Source organism: Flavobacteriaceae bacterium, assembly GCA_003443635.1.
Lineage (GTDB): Bacteria > Bacteroidota > Bacteroidia > Flavobacteriales > Flavobacteriaceae > AU392.
The window spans coordinates 798743-824297 of the sequence record CP031964.1 but is presented as its reverse complement, the minus strand read 5'-3'; the positions used below and the strand labels follow the sequence as shown (position 1 = coordinate 824297).

The following is a 25555-nucleotide window of genomic DNA, read 5'->3' as shown; positions in this document are numbered from 1 at the left end:
GTAATCCCTAATTGCTTAAGGAGGTGCAAATTTAAAATATTTATAATAATACCAAAGGCTTTTTTGCAAAAAATAATTTCTTTTAAGCTCTTTTCTTTTTTTGAAGCATTCGTTTAATTTCATTAAGCTTCATTAAAGCTTCAACTGGGGTTAAAGTATTAATATCTATATGCAGAATTTCTTCTTTAATGCCCTCTAAAAGAGGGTCATCTAAATTAAAAAAACTCAATTGCATTTCATCATCTAGAGATTTCACTTTGTCAGTGAGTTCTTCACTAGAATGTGATTTTTCTAATTGCTTTAATATTTTATTTGCACGATGGATCACTTGCTGTGGCATTCCAGCCATTTTAGCCACATGAATACCAAAGCTATGTTCGCTACCACCTTCAACTAATTTTCTTAAAAAAAGAACATTATTCTTCAACTCTTTTACAGACACATTATAATTTTTAATGCGTTCAAAAGTTTCGGTCATTTCATTCAGTTCGTGATAATGCGTTGCAAATAATGTTTTTGCTTTTGCTGGATGCTCATGTAAATACTCACTAATTGCCCAAGCGATAGAAATTCCGTCATAAGTACTTGTACCACGGCCAATCTCGTCAAGTAATACCAAACTACGTTCTGACATATTATTAAGTATAGATGCTGTTTCATTCATCTCCACCATAAATGTCGATTCTCCCATCGATATATTATCGCTTGCACCTACACGTGTAAAAATTTTATCAACTAAACCAATTCGTGCGCTTCCAGCTGGCACAAAACTTCCTATTTGTGCTAATAGAACAATTAGTGCTGTTTGTCTTAAAATCGCTGATTTACCAGACATATTAGGCCCTGTAATCATTATAATTTGTTGAGTAAATCTATCTAAAAATAAATCATTAGTAATATAAGGTTCTCCTAAAGGCAATTGTTTTTCAATAACTGGGTGTCGTCCTTCTTTTATTTCTAAATCGTATGAATCGTCTATAATTGGGTATACATAATGATTCTCTTTTGCTAACTGTGCAAAACCACATAAACAATCTAATTGACCAATCAGATGTGCATTTTGCTGTACTGGCTTTATATATTGATTCATCCAACCAACTAACTCAGAAAACAACTGTTGTTCGATAGCTAAAATGCGTTCTTCTGCACCTAAAATTTTAGATTCATAGGTTTTTAATTCTTCAGTAATATAACGTTCGGCATTTACCAAGGTTTGTTTACGAATCCACTCTTCTGGAACTTTATCACGATGTGTATTTCGTACTTCTATATAATAACCAAATACATTATTTGATGCTATTTTTAATGACGGAATACCTGTACGTTCACTTTCTCTCTCCAGCATTTTATCCAAATAGTCTTTCCCAGAAAATGCCAAATCTCTAAGTTCTTTTAACTCTGAAGAGAAATCTGAAGAAATTGTTCCTCCTTTTAAAATATTAACTGGTGCATCTTCATTTAAAGTTTCTTTAATTTTTTCACGAAGCACTTCGCAATCTTGAATAGTATCCCCAATAACTTTTAAAGCATCATTACTACAATTAGATGTCATTGCTTTAATAGGAACAATAGCTTCTAACGAGTTTTTAAGTTGAACTACTTCTCGAGGCGATACTTTAGCAGTTGCTATTTTAGATATTAAACGTTCTATATCACCTACTTTTTTTACTTGATTCTGTATTTTATTTAAGGTTTCCGATTCGTTTAATAAGTATTTAACTACCTCGTGGCGGCTTTTTATTTTTTCGACATTTTTTAAGGGCAATGCTAACCAACGCTTTAGCATACGACCTCCCATTGGAGAAATCGTTTTATCAATAACATTAATGAGCGTTACCGCATTCATATTTGTAGAATGATACAATTCTAAATTTCGAATAGTAAAACGATCCATCCACACATACTCATCTTCTGCGATACGATTTACTGCTGTAATATGTTGTAGTTTATGATGCTGAGTTTCGGCGAGATAATGTAAAATAGATCCTGAAGCTATAATTCCTTCGTATAAATCTGCAATACCAAAACCTTTGAGTGATTTTGTTTCAAAATGTTTGCATAACGTCTCATTAGCATAATCATCTTGATATATCCAATCTTCCATATAAAATGTATGGTAATCACTTCCAAAAGCATTAGCAAATTCAGTACGCTTTTGTTTAGAAATTAAGATCTCACTCGGATTAAAATTTTGTAATAGCTTATCGATATATTCTTCATTCCCTTGTGAGGTTAAAAACTCTCCTGTAGAAACATCTAAAAAAGAAACTCCAATATATTTCCCGAAATAAACGGATGCTAAAAAATTATTGGATTTAGAGTGTAGCACCTCATCATTTAGTGCTACACCTGGTGTTACTAATTCTGTTACACCACGTTTTACAATTTTTTTGGTTTGTTTAGGGTCTTCTAACTGATCGCAAATAGCAACGCGTTCTCCCGCTTTTACTAGTTTTGGTAAATATGTATTTAAAGAGTGGTGCGGGAAACCTGCCAATTCGGTTTCACTTTCACTACCAGCACCACGTTTGGTTAAAATAATATCTAAAATTTTTGAAGTCTTTACAGCATCACTTCCAAATGTTTCGTAAAAATCACCTACTCTAAATAATAATAATGCATCTGGATATTTTGCTTTTATAGCATTATATTGTTGCATTAAAGGTGTTACTTTTTTAATTTTTGAAGCCAACAGACAAGTAGTTTATAAATATTATTTTTGCAAAGTCATAAGATTGCTAATGTAATTAATATTTGATTTTTTATAAAATTGAAAATACATAAGTTATCTACAATAATATGGAGATTTTAACATGAGAAAATTAAAAAATAGCGAATTAGAACGTTTAAGTATTGATGATTTTAAAAATGCTCCAAAAACCCCTTTAATTATTATTTTAGATAATATTAGGAGTTTAAATAATATTGGGAGTGTTTTTAGAACCAGCGATGCATTTTTAATTGAAAAAATTTATCTCTGCGGAATTACAGCTAAACCACCACATAAAGATATTCATAAAACAGCGCTAGGGAGTACAGATACTGTTGCTTGGGAATATGCTGAACATACAATGGGTGTTATTGAAAAATTGAAAGTTAAAAACATTAAAATCGTTAGCATCGAACAAGCTGAAAATGCAATAATGCTGAATGATTTCACTCCTGAAACTAACACAACTTATGCTCTCGTTTTTGGAAACGAAGTTAAAGGTGTTGATCAAGAAATAGTTTCTGCCAGTGATCTAGTACTAGAAATCCCTCAATTTGGCACCAAACATTCTTTAAACATTTCTGTTAGTGCTGGAGTTATGATCTGGGATTTGTTTTCAAAATTAATAAAATAATAAACAAAGTAAATTCTTCTGTTTATTTTACTACTTTTAAGACAATTATTAATTTTAAATTTTGTCTTATGTTAAAAAATCTTTTAAAACTTAATGGAATACAACAACTTACACTACAGGAGTTATCCAATTTATTTGGAGGTGATGTTGAAACTGGAGAGACTCATAAATGTTGCATAAGAATTCCTGAGCAAACACCACCACCAAATTGCAACCCTATCCTTAGTTGCGTAGGAAAACCATGTGGTTGTTCTTAATTATGATTCCATTTTATCATAATTAAAATTAAAAAAGCAAACCCTACTTGCTTTTTTAATCTCTCGAACAAATCTCTTCAACAATACTCAAATAATCGTTTCTGTTTTTCACAAAATCTTTATCTAAAATGTCAATAATCTTGATATCCTAACGAAAAAATGACGAAAAGAATAAAGGTGCCTTGGGCTACAAAAGCTGCAATGGAACAAATTTACGAGAGGCATCTTTGGGGTGGAAAAAATTTTGACTTTTATTCTGGTGAAGGCTCACATATCTCAAAAATCATAAATCCTTATTTAAAAGCTGTAACTAATTTTTTAGATGCTCACAATAATTCATTAACCATTTGTGATTTGGGTTGCGGAGATTTCAACATAGGAAAACATCTCATCAAACATACCAGCAAATATATTGCCATAGATATTGTTGAATCATTAATTAAAAGAAATAAAATGCTTTTTAAAGCAGATGGTCTAGAATTTTATTGTTTAGACATTGCCAAAGATAATTTACCAACCACTAACTGTATTATATTACGACAAGTTCTTCAGCATCTATCTAATACTGAAATAAATCAAATAATCAAAAAACTAAAGCATTACAAATATATTATCTTAACTGAGCATATACCAATAGGTTGTTTTACTCCAAACAAAGATATTATTTCTGGTCAAGGCATCCGATTAAAACATAATAGTGGTGTAAATTTGCTAGAAGCTCCTTTTAATTTAAAAGTCAAAGAAGAAGAAAACTTAAGTGAGGTTATTTTGGATAATAATAAAGGAAGGATTATAACAACACTATATACACTGTTTTAATTTGTTATTTCTTTAAGGACACTCAAATAATCCTCTCTGTTTTTCACAAAATCTCTATCTGAGATATCAATAACCTTAACATTAAAATTGGTTTGAGTTTTTAAAAACTCTAAATATCCTGCGTTAATTTTTTCTAAATAATCATCTTCAATATTCTGCTCGTATTTGCGGCCTCGTTTTTTAATATTTTCTTGAAGGCGTGCTGTATTTTGGTGCAGGTAAATATACAAGTCAGGTTTTGAAACATCTTTATACATTAAATAAAAAAGCTTTCGATAGAGTTTAAACTCATCTTCCTGAAGTGTAATCTTAGAAAAAATCAATGATTTAAATACATCATAATCACTAACTATAAAATCTTTAAACAGATCAAGTTGCGAAACATCGTCTGTAAGCTGTTGATAACGATCTGCTAAAAAAGACATCTCTAATGTAAAAGCATATTGTTTTGTATTTTCATAAAATTTAGGTAAAAACGGATTGTCTACAAAACGTTCAGCAATAAGTTTTGCATTAAAATCTTGTGCTATCTTAGTTGCTAAACTAGTTTTTCCTGCTCCTATATTTCCCTCAATGGCTATATAACGGTATTTTGAAAATCCATAATTTCTCATAGGGTTTTTCAGCCAAATTTTAACAGGTTCAACATTACTTTCATCAGAACAATCTTTAAGTAAAGCTTCTACTGTTTCATTAAATACGGGGTGAGGTATTTTTGAAGCAATATCATTTAAAGGTTTCAACACAAACTTTCGCTTATACATTTCTGTATGTGGAACTTTAAGTAGCTTTGTATCTATAATCTTATCATCAATTAAAATAATATCTAAATCAATACTCCGTGCTTCATAACCCTTAGTTTTTTTTGAACGAACTCGCCCTAAAGATTTTTCAATCGCAAGCAATTGCTTCATCACTGCATTAGGTTTTTTTAGAGTTTCTACACAAAGGCAAGCATTGAAAAAATCACTGCTTTCAAATCCAAATGCTGGCGAATTATATACTTTGGAGATATTTTTTATATTTCCAACATTCTGATGAATAGCGTCAATAGCATTCTGAAGATTTTTAAATTTATCTCCTTTATTACTTCCTAACGATATGTAAATTTTAGATGGTTGACTCATAATTCGTTTTCCAAATAAACAAAACAAAATCACTTTAAGCTATATTTGTAATAAGAATTTATCCACAATTATGACTCTTAAAGACAAACTTGCAGCACAACGTATTTATCTATTTTTAGCAGCTTTATTTATCACATCTTTAGTAGTTTCAAATTTAATCTTTCAGAAATTTTTTTATTGGTATCCAATTGACGTAGAAGTTTTTGGAAATAAACTTTTTGAAATTTCTGTTGGCATCTTACCTTATCCTATAACTTTTTTAATAACCGATTTAATTAGTGAGATCTATGGAAAAAAAAGAGCGAATCAAGTAGTAATAGCAGGGATATTTGCTTCAGTATTTTCACTCTTAATTATTTATGTATCTAATAGTGTTCCAGCTACAGATTGGTCTCCAGTAGATGATAAATTGTTCACTACCGTATTTGGAAATTCTGTTATTGCTGTATTTGCCAGTATGATTACATATTTATTTGCACAATTTATAGATATTCAAATCTATCATTTTTGGAAACGTTTAACCAAAGGCAAACATTTATGGTTGCGTAATAATTTTTCAACCTGGTTTTCTCAGTTTGTAGATACATTAACTATTTTATTACTTCTTTGTTCATTTGGAATTATAGATTGGTCTAATTTTAAAGGTTTATTAATTAGTGGCTTTTTGTTTAAAGTACTTGTCGCTCTGTTTGACACTCCTTTTTTATATTTAGGTGTTTTTCTGTTTAGAAAACGTTTTAAACTTAAAACTAATGAAGAAATAGAATTGATTTAACATTAAAAAACATCTAATTATAAACTATTTTTTAATCTTACACGTATTTAATTATATATCCTTACAAAGATTGTTGCCTACACAGTAATGAATTCAGAATGACAAAAATTATGAAAAAAGCTCTAAAAGTAATTGGTATAACACTACTCTCAATTCTTATTTTATTGATTGTTGCTCCATTTTTATTTAAATCACAAATAGAAGATTTAGTTAAAAACCTTATTAATGACAATATTAATGCTAAAGTTGAATTCAGTAACGTTAACATAAGTTTTTTAAGTAGCTTCCCTAAAGCTAATGTTAGTGTAAATGATTTAGAAGTTACCAATTTTGCGCCTTTTGAAAATGAAAATTTAGCTTCTATAAAATCTATAGCTTTTACAATGTCTATAAAAGAATTATTTAAAGACACAAGTAAAGACCCTATGGTTGTGAATTCTATTTATGTTAATGAAGCATTATTAGTATTAAAAACAGATAAATTTGGAAACGCCAATTATGATATTGCTAAAAAAAGTGTGGATGAAGAGGATGCTATTGAAAAAGAATCTAGTGGATTTTCTATCGACATTGAAGATTACAAAATTAATAACAGCGCATTAACCTATATTGATGATCTTTCAAAAACATCCATATATATTTCTGAATTAAACCATATAGGAAAAGGAATCTTCTCTGCTGACCAATCTGAATTAGATACTAATACAGAAGCAAATATTAGTTTTAATATTGATAGCACTAGTTACTTAAATAGTAATCCTATTAAATTAGATGCACTTATAGGATTAGATCTTGCTAATAGCAAATACACTTTTAAAGAAAACAAAGGTTATATTAACGAGTTACCTCTACATTTTGAGGGCTATGTACAACAATTAGAAAATGGTCAAGACATTGATATAACTTTTGAAAATCCAGAATCATCATTTAAAGATTTCTTAGCTGTAATTCCTAAAGCTTATTCTAAAAATTTAGATAATGTAGAAACTTCTGGTGATTTTAAAGTAAAAGGTATCATAAAAGGTTTGTCTTCTGACGAAACTATTCCAAATCTAAATATAAATATTGCATCAAATAATGCCTCATTTAAATACCCTGATCTGCCAAAACGCGTTAAAGATATTTCTATAAATACCTCAATACGCAACACAACAGGGAATATTGATGACACCTATATATTAATTGATAAGTTGAATTTTAAAATTGATGAAGATATATTTAAATCATCAGCTACTTTAAAGAATTTAACGACTAATATGCTGGTTAATAGCAATATTGATGGCACACTTAATTTAGGAAATATTACGAAAGCCTACCCTATTGAATTAGACAAAGAATTGAGTGGAGTTTTAAAAGCAAATATTCGTTCTAATTTTGATATGAAAGCTCTTGAAACTAATGCTTATGAACGTATTAAAAATAATGGTGATTTAAGTATAGATAACTTTATTTTTTCCTCAGAAGATATCGTCAATCCAATTCATATTTCTACAGCAAATGTAAATTTTAAACCAGGCCTTGTTACACTAAAAGATTTTAGTGCTAAAACTGGACAGAGTGATTTTAATGCAGATGGAACTATTACTAATTTACTAGGTTTTTTATTAAGCGATAAAAAGCTACAAGGAAACTTTAATCTCACTTCTGATAATTTTTCAGTAAGTGACTTTATGGTTGAAGATGAAACAAATAACACTTCAAATAAAACAACAAGCGATACTGAATCACTTAAAATTCCGGATTTTTTAGATTGTAATATTAATGCCAATGTAAAAAATGTAGTGTATGATAATTTGATTTTAAAAGATGTAAAAGGAAATTTAAAGATAAAAGATCAACAGGCTTCATTAAACAATTTAACTTCAAATTTATTTGACGGGAAATTAACTATTAATGGTAATGTAGCAACCCATACAGAAATTCCTGTTTTTAATTTAGTACTTGGCGCTAATGATTTTGACATTGCAAAATCATTTAATGGTTTAAAATTATTACAAAACTTAGCTCCAATTGCAGGAATTCTTAACGGAAAATTGAATACCACTATTGATTTGTCAGGAAAATTAACTAATGAGTTTACTCCTGATTTAAATACAGTTTCTGGAAATTCTAATGCAGAAATAATGACTTCTACCGTAAACCCACTTAATACAGAAATATTAAATCAACTAGGAGGAGCATTACAATTTATAGATTTTAAAAAATTACAACTTAAAGATTTAAAAACAAGGTTAGATTTTGCCAACGGAAAAGTAAATGTTAAACCATTTAATCTTAAATACGAAGATATTCCTATTGAAATTTCTGGATCTCATGGTTTTGATACCTCTATAGCTTACGATGCTGTTTTTCAAGTTCCTGCAAAATATTTAGGAAGCGATGTTAATCAGCTTATAGGACGTATAAATGATTCTCAAGTTAATACAATGACGATCCCTATTACAGCAACTATTGGTGGAACATATACAAAACCACTAGTAAAAACCGATCTTACCAGCGCAATAACTAATTTAACTCAACAGCTTATCGAAATTGAAAAACAAAAATTACTTAATAAAGGGAAAAATAAAGTTGGAGATTTAATAGGTGATTTATTGGGAGGAAAAAAAACAAAATCTAATACTCCTGATTCTACTAAAGCAAAAGATGATATCATAAAAGACGGCGTAAATAATGCCATTAATAGTCTTTTCAAGAAAAAGAAGAAGAAAAAAGATACTGTTAATTAGCCCTTTAGTATAAATTATATTTCTTTTTGTTATACTTAAATTCTTTGTAAGTTTGATCTTCCAATCACTACAAAAAGATAATGGTTATAATTTATTTTATAGTAGGTGTTTTAGCAGCCTTTATAGGAGCTTTACCTCTAGGCGCTTCTAATATAGCAGTTATAAATACTACTTTAAAGCAAAATGCAAAACAAGCTTTTAAAATAGCTTTTGCTGCTGGAATTGCTGAAGTAATTTTATCATATTACGCATTACATTGTAATATGGTCGTTCGCGATTTTTTTAATGATAACCTATGGATCCAAATTGTAATTGCGATTTTATTAATTACAATTGGAGGGTTTTTATTTTTTAAAAAACAATCTGAAAAAAAACCAAAAAAGAATAAACTAGCAAAATCTAAATATGCCACAGGGTTTTTAACTGGTATTTTAAACCCCCCCGTTTTAATTTATTGGATCGTAGCATTTAGTATTATTAATAATAACGATATTATGCTATCCTTAAAATCATCATTAACTGTATTATTTTTATTCTTTTTTGGAGTTTATTTTGGTAAACTATTAACACTATACTTATATAGTAAATTTAGTATCATTATTAAAAACAAGGTTCAAAATATAAGTTTAATGATTAATAAAATCACAGGAGTTTTATTAGTGGTTATTGGATTAGTACAAGCTATAAAGTTATATGCGTTTTAGTTAAACTTAGCCAGTTTCTTTTTTTCTCTTTTAGTCATTTCTAATTCAATAATTTCTTTATTAAGAATTGTGGAATAAGTATTTCCAGCAGTTAGTTTTATTATTTGCCCATCATTAACATAAAAAAATGGGTCAATATGAGCATAAAAATGTCTTTGATTAGACAAATTTTCTTTACTCCTATCATAACTTTCTAAATTACCTTTATCTAAATAATATACAGTAAATCTAAGTTGGCTATTTTCGGGTTTATCATAACTGCCAGCAATAGCTATTGGCATTGAAGGATATACTTTATCCCCTAATTTAACCATTATACTATTTTTTTTAAGAACACCATATCTAGCTAATGTTCCATCTTTATGCTCAACAATAATATAATTAGCTTTAGATTTAAAACTATATTCTTGAGTATTATCTGAGTTTAAATCGTTTTCAATTTTAACAACAATACCTTTTCGCGATGCATAAATAGTATCTCCTGAGGTCACTAAAAATTGAAAAGCTTTCCAATTCTTAGGTTCCGTATTTCCAAATCGTTTTCCTAAATAACTTAAATTTCTAACCTCAACTTTTTCTTTATTTTTAAATGGTAATACGTATTTAAAATTTTCATCTGGTTTAGGTTTGTGATCTCCATCCATATAAGTATAACTATATGAATACTCTATACCATTCTTATCGTTTATTGGTTTTAGAGTTAATACATTACCTGATCTCCCTTTTATTGTTCTTTGCACTACACTTCTACTATTCGTATTTGCCAACCTTTTAAAGCTAATTATAACATATGTACTACCAGGATTCATTTTTTTAAAGTTGAGAGTCACTGAATTATCGTCATTCCTTTTACTAGTTATTTCGATAGATTTTTGTTGGCCATATATATTAATAAAACAAAATAAGGAGGTAAAAAAAGTGATTAATTTTAGTTGATAAAGCATTTTAAATATGGTTATAATTTCTTATAAATCTATAAAAAAAAATCAAATCATAGATATATTTACTACTGTTCCTTCATTACTTCTTATATTAAAAACAGTATCATCCTCAAAAATTAAATATTGCCCTTTTACACCAACAAGTTTCCCTGTAAACTCTGATGTTTTTTTTAAGTTTAAAGATTTAGGTTTTTGGGGGTATTGAAATACTGGAAACTCCAAGTTTGTTTCTTTATTATTTTCAATAAAATATGATTGTGCTTCTTCTGGAATATATGTTTTAAGCTTTTCTCTCCAATTAATTAAATCTACATCTTCAGCTTCATTTTTCAGCATTACACGCCAGTTTGTTTTATCTGCTACATGTTCTTTTAATGCAACTTCTGTAATTCCTGCTAAATATCGATTTGGAACCTCTACAATTTCAATAGCTTCATGTGCGCCTTGATCTATCCATCGTGTAGGTACTTGGTTTTTTCGTGTAACCCCAACCTTTACATTGCTAGAGTTTGCTAAATATACAATATGTGGTTGCAATTGCACTCGCTTTTCATATTCCAAATCACGATCTTCTTTATCTAAATGTGCAGTACTTAATTCAGGGCGCATAATCCAATCTGCAGCTTGAGGAATTTCAAAAAAACAAGATTTACAAAACCCTTGCCTATATATCTCTCGATCGTTTTTACAGTTTAAACATTGATGTTTAACGAATTGGATATGAACAGTTTTATTTAGCAATTGATTCATATTTAAAAAGTCGTTTTCAAAAACTAAAAAATATTGAATAGGCTGTGCAAACTCCGTTTCCATTTTAGTTAAAACACCTTGGTAATGCATAAAAAGATTTTTGTTATTTTAGTATCGTAAAGATAACCAATATATGCCAATTCCTTTAGTAAATTCTGTTGCGTCATGGTTTTTAAAAAAGCGATTTCATCAAATCGAATTGTTTTTAAAATACCCTGACGAAGTACAAAACGAATTAATTCTTGATCTCGTTAACACTGCTAAAGATACCGAAATTGGAAAGGCATACGATTTTGCTTCTATAAAAAATTATAAAACATTTAGCGAACGTGTTCCAATTTCAAATTATGAAGATTCACAAGTAAATATTGAACGCTCTAGGCAAGGAGAGCACAACATTTTCTGGCCAACTCCTATAAAATGGTTTGCTAAATCTAGTGGTACTACAAATGCAAAAAGTAAATTTATTCCCGTTAGTGCCGAATCTCTAGAAGATTGTCATTATGCAGCTGGAAAAGATTTACTGTGCATGTATTTAAATAATAATGAAAACTCTCAACTATTTACAGGAAAGAGTTTACGTTTGGGGGGCAGTAAAGAATTATATAAAGAAAACGGCACTGCTTTTGGAGATCTTTCTGCTATTTTGATTGATAATATGCCTTTTTGGGCAGAATATAGTAGTACTCCTTGTAGTAAAGTATCATTAATGAGTGATTGGGAATATAAAATGCAGGCAATTGTTGATGAAACTATAAAAGAAAATGTTACAAGTTTGGCTGGTGTGCCTTCTTGGATGCTCGTGTTATTAAACAATGTATTAGAATCTACCGGAAAAAACAGTTTATTAGATATTTGGCCTAATTTGGAAGCTTATTTTCATGGAGGAGTAAGTTTTTTACCTTACGTTGATCAATACAAATCTATTATTCCAAAATCTGATTTTAAATATTATGAAATCTATAATGCTTCAGAAGGCTTCTTCGCAATTCAAGATCGAAATAAATCGAGTGAGTTATTATTAATGTTAGATTATGGTATTTTTTATGAGTTTATCCCTATGGATACTTATGGAACTTCTCATCAAAAAATAATTCCTTTAAATGAAGTTGAAAAAAATAAAAATTATGCAGTTGTTATTACTACAAATGCTGGATTATGGCGTTATAAAATTGGAGATACCGTACGATTTACCTCTTTAAAACCTTATCGAATTAAAGTTTCTGGTCGTACAAAACACCATATTAATGTATTTGGTGAAGAGTTAATTATCGAAAATGCAGAAGATGCGCTTAAGAAAGTTTGTAAAAGAACAAAAGCTGAGATTAAAGATTACACTGCTGCTCCAATATTTATGGAAGGTAAAGAAAAAGGAGCTCATGAATGGCTGATAGAATTTAAAACACTCCCAGCTGACATTGATTATTTTAATGAATTATTTGACAATGCTTTAAAGTCATTAAATTCAGATTATGAAGCAAAACGTTATAATAATATGACACTTAACAAGCCTAAAATTTGTATTGCTAGAAAGCACTTGTTTTATGATTGGCTAAAACAAAATAATAAACTTGGCGGACAACATAAAGTACCACGATTGTCTAATACTCGTAATTATATAGATGAGTTATTAATTTTAAATCGCTAAATAAGTTACACATCTTATTTCATCGACGAAAATCAATTTTATTTTCCTTTAACGATTATAATTTGTGCTTTATCTAAAAACTAGAAATATAGCTTTTTTCATACAAGAATAATTTTATATTTACATCGCTATTAAGAATAATAAAGCAGTATTAATTAAAAATCCAAAATAAAAAACCACTCTATTTAGAGTGGTTTCTTTTTTATATAAAACATTAATTAAAAAGCTTTTTAAGATACTGCTTTCAACTTTTTAAGTTTTGTTTTTGTAAGTTTTTCTTCTGCATAAGATTTAGTTACACTTAGCTTTGTTTCTTCACTTCCAGGAAGGTTAAACATCGCATCTGTTAAGATTTCTTCACATAACGAACGTAATCCACGAGCTCCTAATTTATATTCGATAGCTTTACCTACAATAAATTCTAAAGCACCATCTGTGACATTTAATTCAATATCATCCATAGCAAACAATTTTTTGTATTGCTTAATGATAGCATTTTTAGGTTCTGTAAGAATTGCTCTTAATGTATTACCGTCTAAAGGATTCATATAAGTTAAGACTGGGAGTCTTCCAATAATTTCTGGAATTAACCCAAAGTCTTTTAAATCTCTAGGTGTAATATATTGCAATAAATTATCTGGATCTATAGTTTCATCATCATGTGATGCTTTATAACCAATGGCAGACATATTAAGGCGTCTTGATATATAACGTTCTACTCCATCAAAAGCTCCTCCAGAAATAAATAATATATTTTCTGTATTCACTTCGATAAACTTCTGATCTGGGTGTTTACGTCCACCTTTGGGTGGCACATTTACAACTGTACCTTCTAAAAGTTTTAATAATGCTTGTTGTACACCTTCTCCAGAAACATCTCGTGTTATAGATGGGTTATCACTCTTACGAGCAATTTTATCAATTTCATCAATAAAAACGATACCACGCTCAGCTTTTTCTAAGTTATAATCTGCTGCTTGTAATAAACGTGTTAAAATACTTTCCACATCTTCTCCAACATACCCTGCCTCTGTTAATACTGTCGCATCTACAATTGCTAAAGGTACATTAAGCATTCTGGCAATAGTTTTCGCCATTAAAGTTTTCCCGGTACCAGTTTGCCCAACCATTATGATATTACTTTTTTGAATCTCAATATCATCATCTGTCGGTGATTGCAATAAACGTTTATAGTGATTATAAACAGCTACAGACATTACGCGTTTTGTATGTTCTTGACCAATAATATATTCATCAAGAAAAGCCTTGATTTGTTGTGGCTTCCTCAACATTAATTCTGCCGAAAGTTCGTCACTTACAATATCTTTAGATTCTTCTACAACAATACCATGTGCTTGCTCAATACAACGATCACAAATATGTGCATCTAAACCAGCGATAAGTAAATTAGTTTCAGGTTTTTTACGCCCGCAAAACGAACATTCTAATTCTTCCTTTGCCATAAGTTTTTAAAAAACAAGATTCATCTTTAATTATTAGTTACGAGCTAGTATCTCGTCTATCATACCATATTCTAAAGCTTTATCAGCTTTCATCCAATAATCACGATCACTATCTTTATATACTTTGTCGTAATCTTGTCCTGAATGTTTACTAATTATATTGTAAAGCTCTTCTTTAAGTATTAAAATTTCACGTGCAGTAATCTCAATATCACTTGCTTGACCTTGTGCTCCTCCTAATGGTTGGTGAATCATAACACGTGAATGTGTTAAGCCACTACGTTTACCTTTTTCGCCAGCACACAATAATACTGCTCCCATAGATGCTGCCATACCTGTACAAATAGTAGCTACATCTGGCTTAATTAATTGCATCGTATCATATATACCTAAACCCGCATATACACTACCTCCTGGAGAATTAATATATATCTGAATATCTTTTGAGGCATCTGTACTCTCTAAAAACAGTAGTTGTGCTTGAATTATATTAGCTACTTGGTCGTTAATACCTGTACCCATAAAAATAATACGATCCATCATTAACCTTGAGAACACATCAAAAATCGCAATATTCATCTGGCGTTCTTCAATAATATTAGGTGTTAAATTAGTTGGATACATACTACTAATGATTTTATTATAATATGTACTGCTAATTCCCTGATCTTTTATTGCGAATTTTTCAAATTCTTTTCCGTAATCCATATGTTTTTTTTGTGTAAAATTATTATCAATAAAAAAGCGTTGAATTCTATAGAATTCAACGCTTAAATATAATCATTTTTTAAACTATGATCCGTAAACTTCTTTGACGAATTTCTCGTATGTAAGTTCTTTAGTTTTCAAGTTTGCATTTTCCTTATAAAATTCTAACAATTTCTGGCTTACAACCTGCTCAGATAAACGTTTTACTTCATCTTGATTAGATAATACTCTAGCAGAGATATCTTCTAACTCTTTATCTGAAGGGTTTAACTGTCCAAATTGAGCCATTTGAGTTTTAATCATTTGTTTTGAATACTCCTTAATATCTTCAAAATTTACTTGAAGGTTATTGTCTGCCATAATACGTCCTTCGATTAACTGATAACGCATTCCTTTTTCTGATTTCTCATATTCTTCTTTAGCTTGAGTTTCATCTAAAGGTTCTTCTCCAGCAGCTTGAATCCATTTTTGTAAAAATTCAACAGGTAAATCAAACTTTGTATTATCAATTAAATACTCTGTAATATCATTTAATAATTTTTGATCTGATTGCTGAACAAATTGTTTCTCTGCATCTTCCTTAATTTTATCTTTAAGTTCAGTAACAGATTTCACATTTCCTTCTCCAAATAATTTATCAAACAACTCTTGATCTAAATCTGCAAGTTCTCTAGTATTAACTTCATTAATTGTAAAGGTTAACTCTACATCTAAATTTGCAGCTTCATCAGATGTTACTTTTAATAAATTCACGACATCTTGTTCTTCAGCAAATAATCCTTTAGATTTTAATGTAATAACATCTCCAGGTTTAGCTCCTATAAACTTTTTAGCGTTTACTTTTCCTTTTATTTTATCTAAAGTAATTGTTGTAGAATTATCAATTCCTTTTTCTTCATTTGCAAAAACTCCAGTTATCTCATCTCCTTCAGCAACTTCTGTTTTAGAAACTAACTTCCCATATTGTTTTTGAATATTCTCTAACTGGTCATTAATCATTTTATCATCTGCAACAATTTTATATTGCGTGATTGCTTTTTTCCCCTTTACAGTAACTTCAAATTGTGGTGCTAAACCTAATTCAAATTCAAAAGAAAAATTATCATCATCCCAATTTAAATCATCTTGTGCTTTAGGTAATGGGTTACCTAGAACATCTAATTTTTCCTCTGTTAAATATTTACCAAGAGCATCTTGAATAAGTTTATTAACTTCATCAATTAAAACAGCCTTACCATATTGCTTTTTTACCATTCCCATAGGTACATGTCCTTTTCTAAATCCAGGAATATTTGCTGTTTTACGGTAATCTGATAAAATTTTATCAACCTTATCACTATAATCTTCTTTTGTGATATCTACTTTTACTACTGCATTTAAAGTGTCAACGTTTTCTCTTGTAATATTCATTGCTTTTTAAATATGAAAATTGGGCTGCAAAAGTACATATTTTTTTGCAACTCAGCAATAGTTTTAAGTCATTGATAATTATTAGTATAACAAGCTTAAAAATTATTGAACTCGAAAAACAATAGGAAAGGCATAAGGTACAGTTACTGGTTCTCCCCACTGAATACCTGGTTTCATTTTAGGCAACAACTTTATCACTCTTTCTGCTTCTACTTTTAGAATAGAATGTGGAGCTTCTATTTTTATATCTATAATAGATCCTGTCTTATCAATTTTAAAGTAAGCTTTAGTTCTCTGAACTCCATAGAGCCCAGTATTTCTCGCTAAATTAAGATTATAGTTCTTGAAAATCAATTGCGTTATTTTATCACTCATACATTTTTTTCTCGTCTCATTATTTATATCTTCCTCACAGCCAGGGTATAATGGAACTCTTTCAAAACTTCCTTCAGGAATATCTATGAGGGTTGGCACAACTTTCCCTTTAATAACTTTTCCATTTTTAAATTTAATACTTTCAACCTCGTTTTGATTTACATCATATTTTACCCAAAGCTTATTAAATTTTCCTTTTTTATAATCCCCTTTCCATTTTAATATTCCATTCTCACTGTATCTTTTCTCCTCCCCTTCTTTTTTACCTTCTCTGGTATTGCCTTCTAATTTTAATTGCCCGCTTTTATAAAAACATTTATAAGTTCCGTTTTTATAACCTTTGGTATAAACTACTTCCCATTCTATATTTCCATTTTCATAATAACGTTTCCAAGTACCTGATAATTGGTTATTTAAATAATTAGTTTCAACTAGTAATTGTCCATTTTCAAAAAACTGTTTAAAATACCCACTTGTGTGCTCTCTTTCAAATTTTAACTTACCACTATCATCATAATAGCCCCTAGTAATATAAACGTTTCCTTCTTTTTTAGTTATATACTTTAAAGAGCCATCTTTAAAGTAAGCCGTAGATTCTTTATTTTGTTTTCCGTTTGTATAACTATAAAGGCTAGATACTTGTCCATTATCATAATAGTTTTTCCAATCACCAATACGTTTTTTATATAAATATTCACCTTCGGTTTTAAGTTGTCCGTTATCATGGTATTCTTTATATAGGCCATTTTGTTGGGAAGATGCTATTTGGCAGCAAATAATAAAAGTAAATAGGGTTGAGAAAAATTTCATAATAGCATTATTACTAATTAGCTGTAAAGAGAATAGGTAAAGTATAAGGCATAGTAATTGGTTCACCCCCTTGAGTGCCTGGTTTGAATTTTGGAAGTAAGTTTATAACTCTCACGCCTTCATTTTCTAAAAAAAGATGTGGCGCTTTTGCTTTTACCTCTATTACAGAGCCTGTTTCATTTATTTTAAAAAAGACTAAAATTCGTTCTTTCCCATATAAATTAGTACCTTTTACCAAATTAATATTGAATTTTCTAGTAACAAACTTAGTTACTTTATCACTTGTACATTTTTTTCTCGCTTTATTACCATAAATTTTTTCGCAATCTGGGTGATAAGGAACTTTTAGAAATACTCCGTCCGGCACATCTGTTTGAGTTAATTTAGAATTTAAATTTGGATCAAGTAGAGCTCCTTTTTTAAATTTAATTTTTTCAATTTCATTACCGTCTGCATCAAATTTTATCCAATTTTTATCTAATAAACCTCCTGTATAATTACCTTTCCAATTCAATTGTCCATTTTCTAGATATCTAAATTCTTTACCATTTTTTTTCTCATTTTTAATTGTACCATCTACTTTTAATTGACCACTTTCATAAAAGCTTCTATACTTACCATTTCTATAACCGTTTTCATAAGTAACATCCCACTCAACTGTACCATTTTTATAATAGCGTTTCCAAGAACCGGAAAGCTCATTATTTAAATAATTGGATACAATTAAAAGCGTTCCATCTTCAAGGAACTCTTTATAATAACCACTTTCAAACTGCCTCACATATTTTAATTTACTGCTATCGTAATACCCTCTTGTAATATATACTCCGTTTTCTAAATTAGTTATATTAGATAAAGAACCGTCTTCATAATAAGACACATGCTCTTTTTTTCTCTTTCCGTTAACATCATAAATATATTTGCTTGCTAATCGTCCATTTTTATAATAGCTTTTCCATTCTCCTATTGGCTTCCCATTATGATATGTATACGTTTTAGATAACTCACCACTTTTATAATAATCTTTCCAATCTCCAACACGTATTTTATTTAAGTATTGACCTTCAGTTTTAAGTTGTTCATTATCGTGGTATTCTTTAAAAGGGCCATTTTGCTGGGAATATGCTGCGTGAAAACAAAACATAAAAATCAAAAGGGTCGAGAATAATTTCATAGTGGTAATATTACATTTTTTATAATTAAAACTACAACATATATTGCTATTATATCATAGATTGAGCATTATAAATTAAGTCCTCTCAAAAACGTATGTTTTTGAGAGCGTTAGCTATTGTTACTGTTTTACTAAAACATATATTTTATAAGCTAATTGATAACCTGCACATTGTCATGAGTAGTAGTATTAAATTTTTCATATTAAAAACTACAGCAAAAACATAAAATTTTTGCTGCAGCTACTTTACAATTTATTGTTTAGTTAACACATAGTCCCCATAAGGAACTCTTGTATTTGTATAACCCCCTTGTGGTATAATTCTGCGTCCATAAGGATACAAATGCGCTTGAATTTTTTCCACCCCATTGTCGTTAACATAACGTAATATAATTCTAGAGGTAAGGTAACTTCTTTCTGTGTCTTGAATTTCTAATTCAATACGTCGCTCGTTAAGAGGGCAATCATTACATATAGGTAAACCTTCTTTTACTTTGACGGTATTTCCCCAAACGTAATGTTTATTATTAATTGATTCAGGTAAATAATCTAAAACTGGTGAACCATTATCTACATACTTATAATTTCCAACAAGTACATCTTCATACCAATCTCCATTAAAATCTTGAATTAATTTTTCTAAAACAATCGTAAATTTGGTACTGCCGATTTGATATACCCAAGTTCCTTCAAATTTATTTAAATCGTTATCTATATCTTTATTATAACTATTAGGAGATAGCTTCACTCGTTCAGAAATACCGTAAACTGGGCTTTGTGCTTTGCAAGATAAACTTGCAATTGTTATGAGTAGTAGTATTAAATTTTTCATAATAAAGCTACGGCAAAAATTATATGTTTTTGCCGTAGTTACTTTATAACTTATTGTTTGATTAACACATAATCTCCATAAGGAACTCTTATACTATCAGGTGCATCATCACTAGGTGGGATGTATGGTCCAAATCCATACAAATGTGCTTGAATTTTATCTACCCCATTGTCATTAACATAACGAATTATTATCTTAGAGGAGAGATAGCTTCTTTCTGTATCTTGAAAATATAATTCAATACGTCGCTCATTAAGAGAACAATCATTACATATTATGGGCAAACTTTCTTTTACTTTTACAGTATTTCCATCAATTGTAAATTTAGATGTTGAAAATGATGGAAGATAATTAACTAATTCTGTGCCATTTTCTATATATTTATAACTACCAATAAGTTTATCTTCATACCAATCTCCATTAAAGTATTGTACGAGTTTTTGGAATACAATAGTAAATGAAGTTGTTCCGTTCTGATACACCCAAGTCCCTTCAAATTTGTTTAAATCGTTATCTATATCTTTATTATAACTATTAGGAGATAGCTTCACTCGTTCGGAAATCCCGTAAACTGGGCTTTGTGCTTTGCAAGATAAACTTGCTAGTGTTATGAGTAGTAGTATTAAATTTTTCATAATATAGTATTATTAAATTTTTTATTGATTTTTAATTACAAGGGGTATCTGTAACGGGGCTAAAGGCATCACCACTTAGGGTTAATTTTGTCCAACCAGATAAATCATCACTGGCTTTATGCAAGCTAATTCCTAAATCTTCATCTTCAAGAAATTCTAAAAATGCTTCTTCATAGCTTGTTGCACCACCGTTAGGGCGACCACGAGCATCTTGAAAATTACCATATGCATTCCCTCCCCTTCTTATAAATTTTTTATATGAAGAATCTCCTTCATCATTTCTGGTAGCAAAAATAGCACCAAGTCTTGAAAATTTAATAGGGTCGTTAATTTTTAAGGCATACTCTCCTTGTGAGGTTACTACAATTAATGTAAATATCGAAAAATCTAATACAACACCATTATTATAATCCCTGGAAAACTCAAACAGGTTAAAAATATCACCTGCCGAAAACATAGGGTGTGCCACTCCATTATTAGGATGTAAATGTATAGCACCAAAGGTGGCTATACCAGCATTGGTATATCTAATTCTGGTAAGATCACCATTTGGTACCGCTCTAGCACTTTGGGTTAATGAACCACTGTGATTTAGTGTTGAGCCACGCTCTACAGCACCTATATCTAGATTATTATCTGCAAAACCTTTTAAATTATTTATGGCACTTTTAACAGATGTTGCTGGTGGTGTAATTGTATGGGTAGCATCTGCAATAAGCGCATTAAGGTCGTTACAGTTTTTTTCGTCTGTAGTTAACTGTTGTTGGTCTGCTACACATCTGTTAAGAATTCTGTCAAAATGGAATCCAGGTGAACAGTCCGTAGGATTATTGTCATCACCAGAAGGGGAGCCACCACCGCCAGTAAAAAACATTACTGGCTCTGCATTATCAAGATCAGAAAGACTATCTGGCCCTCTTGAATCAACAAACAAAAGGTCTAAATTAATTACCGTATTAAATGCAGTTCCTACATCTACTGCATCTAGTTCTTCTATTGTACTAGATTGGCTTACTGAGGATGCTATAGTTTCTTCTGTAGAAATATTATCCACTACTAATCCATCCTCTACATTATATTCGTTAATTAAATTACCTTCCAAATCATTTACATAATACTTACCATTAAATTCATCATCGGTAGATGATTGATTAGGAATCATTGTAAAAACAATCGTTTGTAATTCTCCATTAACATTAATAGCTAACATGCGACTATAGCTCCTTTCAATAGTAGGTGTAGTTGCTGGAATTACAGTAATTAATTGATCGCTATTAATTAACTCTTCTTGAGTCATTTGTTCTACATCTGGAATCACAAAAGCCGAATTATTTGTTTCTGAAGTTTCATAGGAAGTTTCAGTTTGAATACTTTCAGTATTAACACTTAATGGTTTAAATAGATTTAATACATCTTCTGAGTTTGCAGTTTGAAAAATCTCTTGTTCTTCTTGAGCAATTTCTAGAGGCGTATCATCTTGTGTACAGCCTGCTAATAATAGAAATAATACTATGAAAATGCTTAAAATAGGTTTGTGTTGTTTCATTTACATTTTTGTTTTTAAAATTAAATATTTAAAATGCTATTAAAACAGCTAATTAGGGAACTATTAATCATATCGAGTAAACTGCACTTTAAAATCACATATAAAGAATTATATGTAGGGTAAGTTTATAATTCGTTTTTTTAATACAGTATAAACCTACAGAATATATTTTGCATTTTAAAATTCTAAAAACAGAATATTTTAAGAGAAATTTTGTTTTTATTGTAACTTATTGGTTGTTAATACAATAATTTCACACCCCCTTAAAACTTTAACATTTACACTATATTTAATAGTGTAATTATTTTAATTTTTACTGATAAGGTTGAGTTGTTTGGCTACTTACTTATAAAACTCATAACTTCTTCAAAAAAATCGATCGGATTTTCTGCATGTAACCAGTGCCCTGCATTTTGTATTGTAGCAATTGTAGCTTTTGGAAATTGTGTTTTTATAATGGGCTCATCTTGAGAAGTAATATATTCTGATCTATCACCACGAAGAAAAAGTGTATCTCCTTCAAATTTTGAATAAATTGGAAGTGCTTCTCCTACTTCTTCAACATTATTTTTTAAAACTTGTAAATTAACACGAAGTGCTAATTGCCCTTTTTCAATCCAATATAAATTCTTTAATAAAAACTGACGCACACCAAACTCAGTTACGTAAGTTGCCAATTGCATTTCGGTTTCTTTTCTAGTTTTTAACACATTAAAATCTAATGATGATAATCCATTTAATATGGCATCATGATGTACAGGGTAAAAACGAGGAGATATATCTGCAATAATTAACTTAGAAACCCATTCTGGATATTCTGCAGCAAAAAACATTGCTGTTTTCCCTCCCATTGAATGACCTAATAACACGATATCATTTAATTGGTGAGTTTGACAGTAATGTTTTAAATCTTCAGCTAATAATTCGTAATTAAATTCATCGCTATGAAAACTTCTCCCATGATTTCGTTGATCTACTAAATGCACTTCATATCCTTCATCACTAAATCGCTTACCCAGAGTTTTCCAATTATCGCTCATTCCAAGGAATCCATGAAGAATTACAAACGGTTTCCCTTCTCCTAATATATTAGAATGTAATGTCATTATTTTAATTTATGTAAATACATATTTATAACATTTTCAATCCCCAAATACAGGCTTTCTGAAATTAATGCATGGCCTATTGAAACCTCTAACAAATTAGGAATGTTTTCTTTAAAAAATTTAATGTTTTCTAACGATAAATCATGCCCTGCATTAATTCCTAATTCTAACGAATTCGCCAAAATCGCACATTCAGTATACTGTTTTATAGCTTTTTCATTTCCTAAACTGTATTGATGTGCAAATGTCTCAGTATACAATTCAATTCTATCTGTCCCTATTTGTTTAGCCCCTTCAACTTGATTTAGATCTGGATTTAAAAAAACTGAAGTTCTAATTCCATTTTGCTTGAATTCTTTAATCATTTCAATTAAAAAATCTTTATGTTTTATTGTATCCCACCCTGCATTTGAGGTAATAGCATCAACAGCATCTGGCACTAAAGTAACTTGTGTTGGTTTAACTTTTAAAACCATATCTACGAATTTTGGAATAGGATTTCCTTCAATATTATATTCTGTATATACAATAGGTTTTAAATCGTAAGCATCTTGATAGCGTATATGTCTTTCGTCTGGCCTCGGGTGAATTGTTATGCCTTGGGCTCCAAATTCTTGAACATCTTTAGCAAATTGCATTACATTAGGAGTATTTCCTCCTCTTGAATTTCTTAAAGTTGCAATCTTATTTATATTTACGCTAAGCTTTGTCATTATTAAAAATTTTAAAACGCAAAAATACAAAGTAAGTTAGGCTTAATGTTTATATTTTTGATTAATTTGCAGTAACGTTTTATAAAAACAATATGGCTATAAGTGACTACATTATAAATGATATTAAACCTCTTAATGTTAATGATAAAATTGGTAGTGCTCAAGAGTTATTTAATCAATTAACCTATTCTCACATCCCTATACAAAAAGACGGTATTTATATAGGTTGTATTTCTGAAACCGATGCGCATTGTTTTGATTCCGAACAACTTATTAGTGACACTCTTCATTCGCTTGAAGGGTTCTATATTAGAGAAAGCACCTTATGGTTAGATATTTTAGAGGTTTTTGCTCAAAATGACACTAACATAATGCCAGTTTTAAATAATAAAAATGTGTACTTAGGGTATTACGAGCTTAACGATATTATCTCATTGTTTAAAAAAACGCCTTTTTTTTCAGAGCCTGGAGGTTTATTAATTATAGAAAAAGGATATAATGATTATTCGTTTAGCGAGGTAAGCCAAATTATAGAATCTAATAACGCTAAGTTGTTAGGGTTATTTATTTCTAGAATTCAAAACGATATAGTTCAACTCACCATAAAGATAGGTCATTCAGGTTTAAATGAAATTATTCAATCTTTTAGGCGATATGGTTACAATATTATTTCGGGACACGCTGACGATTCCTTTATAAGTAGTTTAAAAGAACGTTCAGATTATTTAGATAAATATCTAAACTTGTAATTTATGAAACTTGCAATTTTCGGACAATACTTCAATGAAAATTCAAAAGCTACAATTAAAACGCTTTTAGATATCTTAAAAGAGAAAAATATTTCGATTTTTGTTGAAGATTCATATTTCTATTCTATCAAAAAAGAAAGTGGTTATAAGTTTAGTAAGACAAATATTCAAACTTTTAAGGTTTTAGATTCTTCATTTGATTTATTAATTAGCATTGGAGGTGACGGAACTATTTTAAGAACTATCACATATATTAGAGATTTATCTATACCAGTAATAGGTATAAATACTGGGCGATTAGGATTTTTAGCCACTATTCAAGAAAATAATATAAGACAAGCCATAGATGCTATTTTAAATAAAAACTATAAGATATCTGAAAGAACATTATTAAGCGTTAGTACTTCTCCAGAAAATACAGATATTCTTGATTTTAATGTTGCGTTAAACGAAATCACTGTAAGTCGTAAAAATACCACCTCTATGATTACGATTGAAACAAGTTTAAATAACGAATATTTAACTTCTTATTGGGCAGATGGTTTAATCATCTCTACTCCTACCGGATCTACAGGGTATTCATTAAGTTGTGGCGGACCAGTTATTATGCCAGATTCTGAAAATTTTGTATTAACACCAATAGCTCCTCATAATTTAAATGCAAGACCATTAATAATACCTGATATTACAGAAATAAAATTAAAAGTTACTGGAAGAGAAACAAATCACTTAGTCTCTTTAGATTCTAGAATCGCAACTTTAGATAACGAAACGAATATCACCATAAAAAAAGCGCCTTTTAAAATTAGAATGATAGAATTAAATAACGAAAGCTTTTTAAAGACTTTAAGAAAGAAATTGTTATGGGGTGAAGATAAGAGGAATTAAACAATAAAATTGTTTTAATTCTGTTTATCTCTAATACTAAACAGCAAATTAT

Annotated in this window: 23 protein-coding genes; 9 read left to right on the top strand and 14 right to left on the bottom strand. The window is 29.6% G+C overall.

What is annotated here, in order from left to right:
• Positions 1-82: 82 nt before the first annotated feature.
• The gene (gene mutS, locus D1817_03555) at positions 83-2692 is read right to left on the bottom strand and encodes a DNA mismatch repair protein MutS (protein AXT18974.1); all 2610 of its coding nucleotides are present in this window, start codon (positions 2690-2692) and stop codon (positions 83-85) included.
• Positions 2693-2813: 121 nt separating this feature from the next.
• On the opposite strand from mutS, the gene D1817_03550 reads away from it, so the two are divergent.
• The 3 genes from D1817_03550 to D1817_03540 all read left to right on the top strand — a co-directional run bounded on the left by D1817_03550 (position 2814) and on the right by D1817_03540 (position 4420).
• Positions 2814-3344 carry a TrmH family RNA methyltransferase gene (locus tag D1817_03550; GenBank protein ID AXT18973.1) on the top strand — a complete coding sequence of 177 codons (531 nt, stop codon included), beginning with the start codon at positions 2814-2816 and terminating at the stop codon, positions 3342-3344.
• A gap of 68 nt (positions 3345-3412) precedes the next feature.
• On the top strand, positions 3413-3601 hold the full coding sequence (locus D1817_03545) for a hypothetical protein (GenBank protein AXT18972.1): 189 nt from the start codon (positions 3413-3415) through the stop codon (positions 3599-3601).
• A 159-nt stretch (positions 3602-3760) separates the two neighbouring features.
• Positions 3761-4420: a class I SAM-dependent methyltransferase gene (locus D1817_03540; GenBank protein ID AXT18971.1), complete on the top strand. Its 660-nt coding sequence runs from the start codon at positions 3761-3763 to the stop codon at positions 4418-4420.
• On the opposite strand, the gene folK is transcribed toward D1817_03540, so the two are convergent.
• Positions 4417-5547: a 2-amino-4-hydroxy-6-hydroxymethyldihydropteridine diphosphokinase gene (gene folK, locus D1817_03535; protein AXT18970.1), complete on the bottom strand. Its 1131-nt coding sequence runs from the start codon at positions 5545-5547 to the stop codon at positions 4417-4419. The two genes, D1817_03540 and folK, sit on opposite strands and share 4 nt — an antisense overlap.
• A 70-nt stretch (positions 5548-5617) precedes the next feature.
• On the opposite strand from folK, the gene D1817_03530 reads away from it, so the two are divergent.
• From D1817_03530 to D1817_03520, 3 genes are all read left to right on the top strand, one after another.
• Positions 5618-6322, top strand: coding sequence for a VUT family protein (locus D1817_03530; GenBank protein ID AXT18969.1), 705 nt, complete (start codon positions 5618-5620; stop codon positions 6320-6322).
• Between the two features lie 110 nt (positions 6323-6432).
• The gene (locus D1817_03525) at positions 6433-9051 is read left to right on the top strand and encodes an AsmA family protein (protein ID AXT21219.1); all 2619 of its coding nucleotides are present in this window, start codon (positions 6433-6435) and stop codon (positions 9049-9051) included.
• An 80-nt stretch (positions 9052-9131) separates the two neighbouring features.
• Complete coding sequence (locus D1817_03520; GenBank protein ID AXT18968.1) at positions 9132-9755, top strand: hypothetical protein; 624 nt, start codon at positions 9132-9134, stop codon at positions 9753-9755.
• Here D1817_03520 and D1817_03515 read toward each other — a convergent pair.
• Both D1817_03515 and D1817_03510 read right to left on the bottom strand, forming a co-directional pair.
• Complete coding sequence (locus D1817_03515; GenBank protein AXT18967.1) at positions 9752-10699, bottom strand: M23 family peptidase; 948 nt, start codon at positions 10697-10699, stop codon at positions 9752-9754. The two genes, D1817_03520 and D1817_03515, sit on opposite strands and share 4 nt — an antisense overlap.
• Before the next feature lie 42 nt (positions 10700-10741).
• Positions 10742-11536, bottom strand: a complete 795-nt coding sequence (locus tag D1817_03510) for a DUF2797 domain-containing protein (protein AXT18966.1) — start codon at positions 11534-11536, stop codon at positions 10742-10744.
• A 43-nt stretch (positions 11537-11579) separates the two neighbouring features.
• Between D1817_03510 and D1817_03505 the strand changes: the two genes are divergently transcribed.
• Entirely contained in the window at positions 11580-13094 is a 1515-nt protein-coding gene (locus D1817_03505; protein AXT18965.1) for a hypothetical protein, read from the top strand.
• 230 nt (positions 13095-13324) lie between these two features.
• Here the strand turns inward: D1817_03505 and clpX are convergent, their stop codons facing one another.
• From clpX to D1817_03455, 10 genes are all read right to left on the bottom strand, one after another.
• Positions 13325-14557 (bottom strand): ATP-dependent Clp protease ATP-binding subunit ClpX, encoded by a 1233-nt coding sequence (clpX, locus tag D1817_03500; protein ID AXT18964.1) that lies wholly within the window; start codon positions 14555-14557, stop codon positions 13325-13327.
• A 33-nt stretch (positions 14558-14590) separates the two neighbouring features.
• Positions 14591-15265 carry an ATP-dependent Clp endopeptidase proteolytic subunit ClpP gene (gene clpP / locus D1817_03495; protein ID AXT18963.1) on the bottom strand — a complete coding sequence of 225 codons (675 nt, stop codon included), beginning with the start codon at positions 15263-15265 and terminating at the stop codon, positions 14591-14593.
• An 84-nt stretch (positions 15266-15349) separates the two neighbouring features.
• A complete protein-coding gene (gene tig, locus D1817_03490) occupies positions 15350-16675 on the bottom strand; it encodes a trigger factor (protein AXT18962.1) in 1326 nt (441 codons plus the stop codon).
• A gap of 102 nt (positions 16676-16777) precedes the next feature.
• Positions 16778-17860 carry a hypothetical protein gene (locus tag D1817_03485; GenBank protein AXT18961.1) on the bottom strand — a complete coding sequence of 361 codons (1083 nt, stop codon included), beginning with the start codon at positions 17858-17860 and terminating at the stop codon, positions 16778-16780.
• 13 nt (positions 17861-17873) lie between these two features.
• Complete coding sequence (locus D1817_03480; protein ID AXT18960.1) at positions 17874-19034, bottom strand: hypothetical protein; 1161 nt, start codon at positions 19032-19034, stop codon at positions 17874-17876.
• Positions 19035-19287: 253 nt separating this feature from the next.
• Positions 19288-19866 (bottom strand): hypothetical protein, encoded by a 579-nt coding sequence (locus D1817_03475; protein AXT18959.1) that lies wholly within the window; start codon positions 19864-19866, stop codon positions 19288-19290.
• A 50-nt stretch (positions 19867-19916) separates the two neighbouring features.
• Positions 19917-20501 (bottom strand): hypothetical protein, encoded by a 585-nt coding sequence (locus D1817_03470; protein AXT18958.1) that lies wholly within the window; start codon positions 20499-20501, stop codon positions 19917-19919.
• 31 nt (positions 20502-20532) lie between these two features.
• Entirely contained in the window at positions 20533-22047 is a 1515-nt protein-coding gene (locus tag D1817_03465; GenBank protein ID AXT18957.1) for a hypothetical protein, read from the bottom strand.
• 338 nt (positions 22048-22385) lie between these two features.
• Positions 22386-23153, bottom strand: a complete 768-nt coding sequence (locus tag D1817_03460) for an alpha/beta fold hydrolase (protein AXT18956.1) — start codon at positions 23151-23153, stop codon at positions 22386-22388.
• Entirely contained in the window at positions 23153-23866 is a 714-nt protein-coding gene (locus tag D1817_03455) for a pyridoxine 5'-phosphate synthase (protein AXT18955.1), read from the bottom strand. The genes D1817_03460 and D1817_03455 overlap by 1 nt, the downstream gene beginning before the upstream one ends.
• Positions 23867-23958: 92 nt before the next feature.
• Here D1817_03455 and D1817_03450 point away from each other — a divergent pair, with 92 nt between their 5' ends.
• Together D1817_03450 and D1817_03445 are read left to right on the top strand one after the other, a co-directional pair.
• Complete coding sequence (locus D1817_03450; GenBank protein AXT18954.1) at positions 23959-24615, top strand: CBS domain-containing protein; 657 nt, start codon at positions 23959-23961, stop codon at positions 24613-24615.
• 3 nt (positions 24616-24618) lie between these two features.
• Entirely contained in the window at positions 24619-25503 is an 885-nt protein-coding gene (locus D1817_03445) for an NAD kinase (GenBank protein AXT18953.1), read from the top strand.
• Positions 25504-25555: the final 52 nt, after the last annotated feature.

What these genes read in the sequence shown, in the direction of transcription:
- D1817_03505 (AXT18965.1), top strand. Translation starts at nt 11,580, where the DNA reads ATGCCAATTCCTTTAGTAAATTCTGTTGCGTCATGGTTTTTAAAAAAG.
- D1817_03540 (AXT18971.1), top strand. Translation starts at nt 3,761, where the DNA reads ATGACGAAAAGAATAAAGGTGCCTTGGGCTACAAAAGCTGCAATGGAA.
- tig (AXT18962.1), bottom strand. Translation starts at nt 16,675, where the DNA reads ATGAATATTACAAGAGAAAACGTTGACACTTTAAATGCAGTAGTAAAA.
- D1817_03445 (AXT18953.1), top strand. Translation starts at nt 24,619, where the DNA reads ATGAAACTTGCAATTTTCGGACAATACTTCAATGAAAATTCAAAAGCT.
- D1817_03465 (AXT18957.1), bottom strand. Translation starts at nt 22,047, where the DNA reads ATGAAACAACACAAACCTATTTTAAGCATTTTCATAGTATTATTTCTA.
- D1817_03455 (AXT18955.1), bottom strand. Translation starts at nt 23,866, where the DNA reads ATGACAAAGCTTAGCGTAAATATAAATAAGATTGCAACTTTAAGAAAT.
- D1817_03485 (AXT18961.1), bottom strand. Translation starts at nt 17,860, where the DNA reads ATGAAATTTTTCTCAACCCTATTTACTTTTATTATTTGCTGCCAAATA.
- D1817_03520 (AXT18968.1), top strand. Translation starts at nt 9,132, where the DNA reads ATGGTTATAATTTATTTTATAGTAGGTGTTTTAGCAGCCTTTATAGGA.
- D1817_03530 (AXT18969.1), top strand. Translation starts at nt 5,618, where the DNA reads ATGACTCTTAAAGACAAACTTGCAGCACAACGTATTTATCTATTTTTA.
- D1817_03470 (AXT18958.1), bottom strand. Translation starts at nt 20,501, where the DNA reads ATGAAAAATTTAATACTACTACTCATAACACTAGCAAGTTTATCTTGC.
- D1817_03525 (AXT21219.1), top strand. Translation starts at nt 6,433, where the DNA reads ATGAAAAAAGCTCTAAAAGTAATTGGTATAACACTACTCTCAATTCTT.
- folK (AXT18970.1), bottom strand. Translation starts at nt 5,547, where the DNA reads ATGAGTCAACCATCTAAAATTTACATATCGTTAGGAAGTAATAAAGGA.
- D1817_03545 (AXT18972.1), top strand. Translation starts at nt 3,413, where the DNA reads ATGTTAAAAAATCTTTTAAAACTTAATGGAATACAACAACTTACACTA.
- clpP (AXT18963.1), bottom strand. Translation starts at nt 15,265, where the DNA reads ATGGATTACGGAAAAGAATTTGAAAAATTCGCAATAAAAGATCAGGGA.
- D1817_03460 (AXT18956.1), bottom strand. Translation starts at nt 23,153, where the DNA reads ATGACATTACATTCTAATATATTAGGAGAAGGGAAACCGTTTGTAATT.
- D1817_03475 (AXT18959.1), bottom strand. Translation starts at nt 19,866, where the DNA reads ATGAAAAATTTAATACTACTACTCATAACAATTGCAAGTTTATCTTGC.
- D1817_03510 (AXT18966.1), bottom strand. Translation starts at nt 11,536, where the DNA reads ATGCATTACCAAGGTGTTTTAACTAAAATGGAAACGGAGTTTGCACAG.
- D1817_03480 (AXT18960.1), bottom strand. Translation starts at nt 19,034, where the DNA reads ATGAAATTATTCTCGACCCTTTTGATTTTTATGTTTTGTTTTCACGCA.
- D1817_03550 (AXT18973.1), top strand. Translation starts at nt 2,814, where the DNA reads ATGAGAAAATTAAAAAATAGCGAATTAGAACGTTTAAGTATTGATGAT.
- D1817_03450 (AXT18954.1), top strand. Translation starts at nt 23,959, where the DNA reads ATGGCTATAAGTGACTACATTATAAATGATATTAAACCTCTTAATGTT.
- clpX (AXT18964.1), bottom strand. Translation starts at nt 14,557, where the DNA reads ATGGCAAAGGAAGAATTAGAATGTTCGTTTTGCGGGCGTAAAAAACCT.
- D1817_03515 (AXT18967.1), bottom strand. Translation starts at nt 10,699, where the DNA reads ATGCTTTATCAACTAAAATTAATCACTTTTTTTACCTCCTTATTTTGT.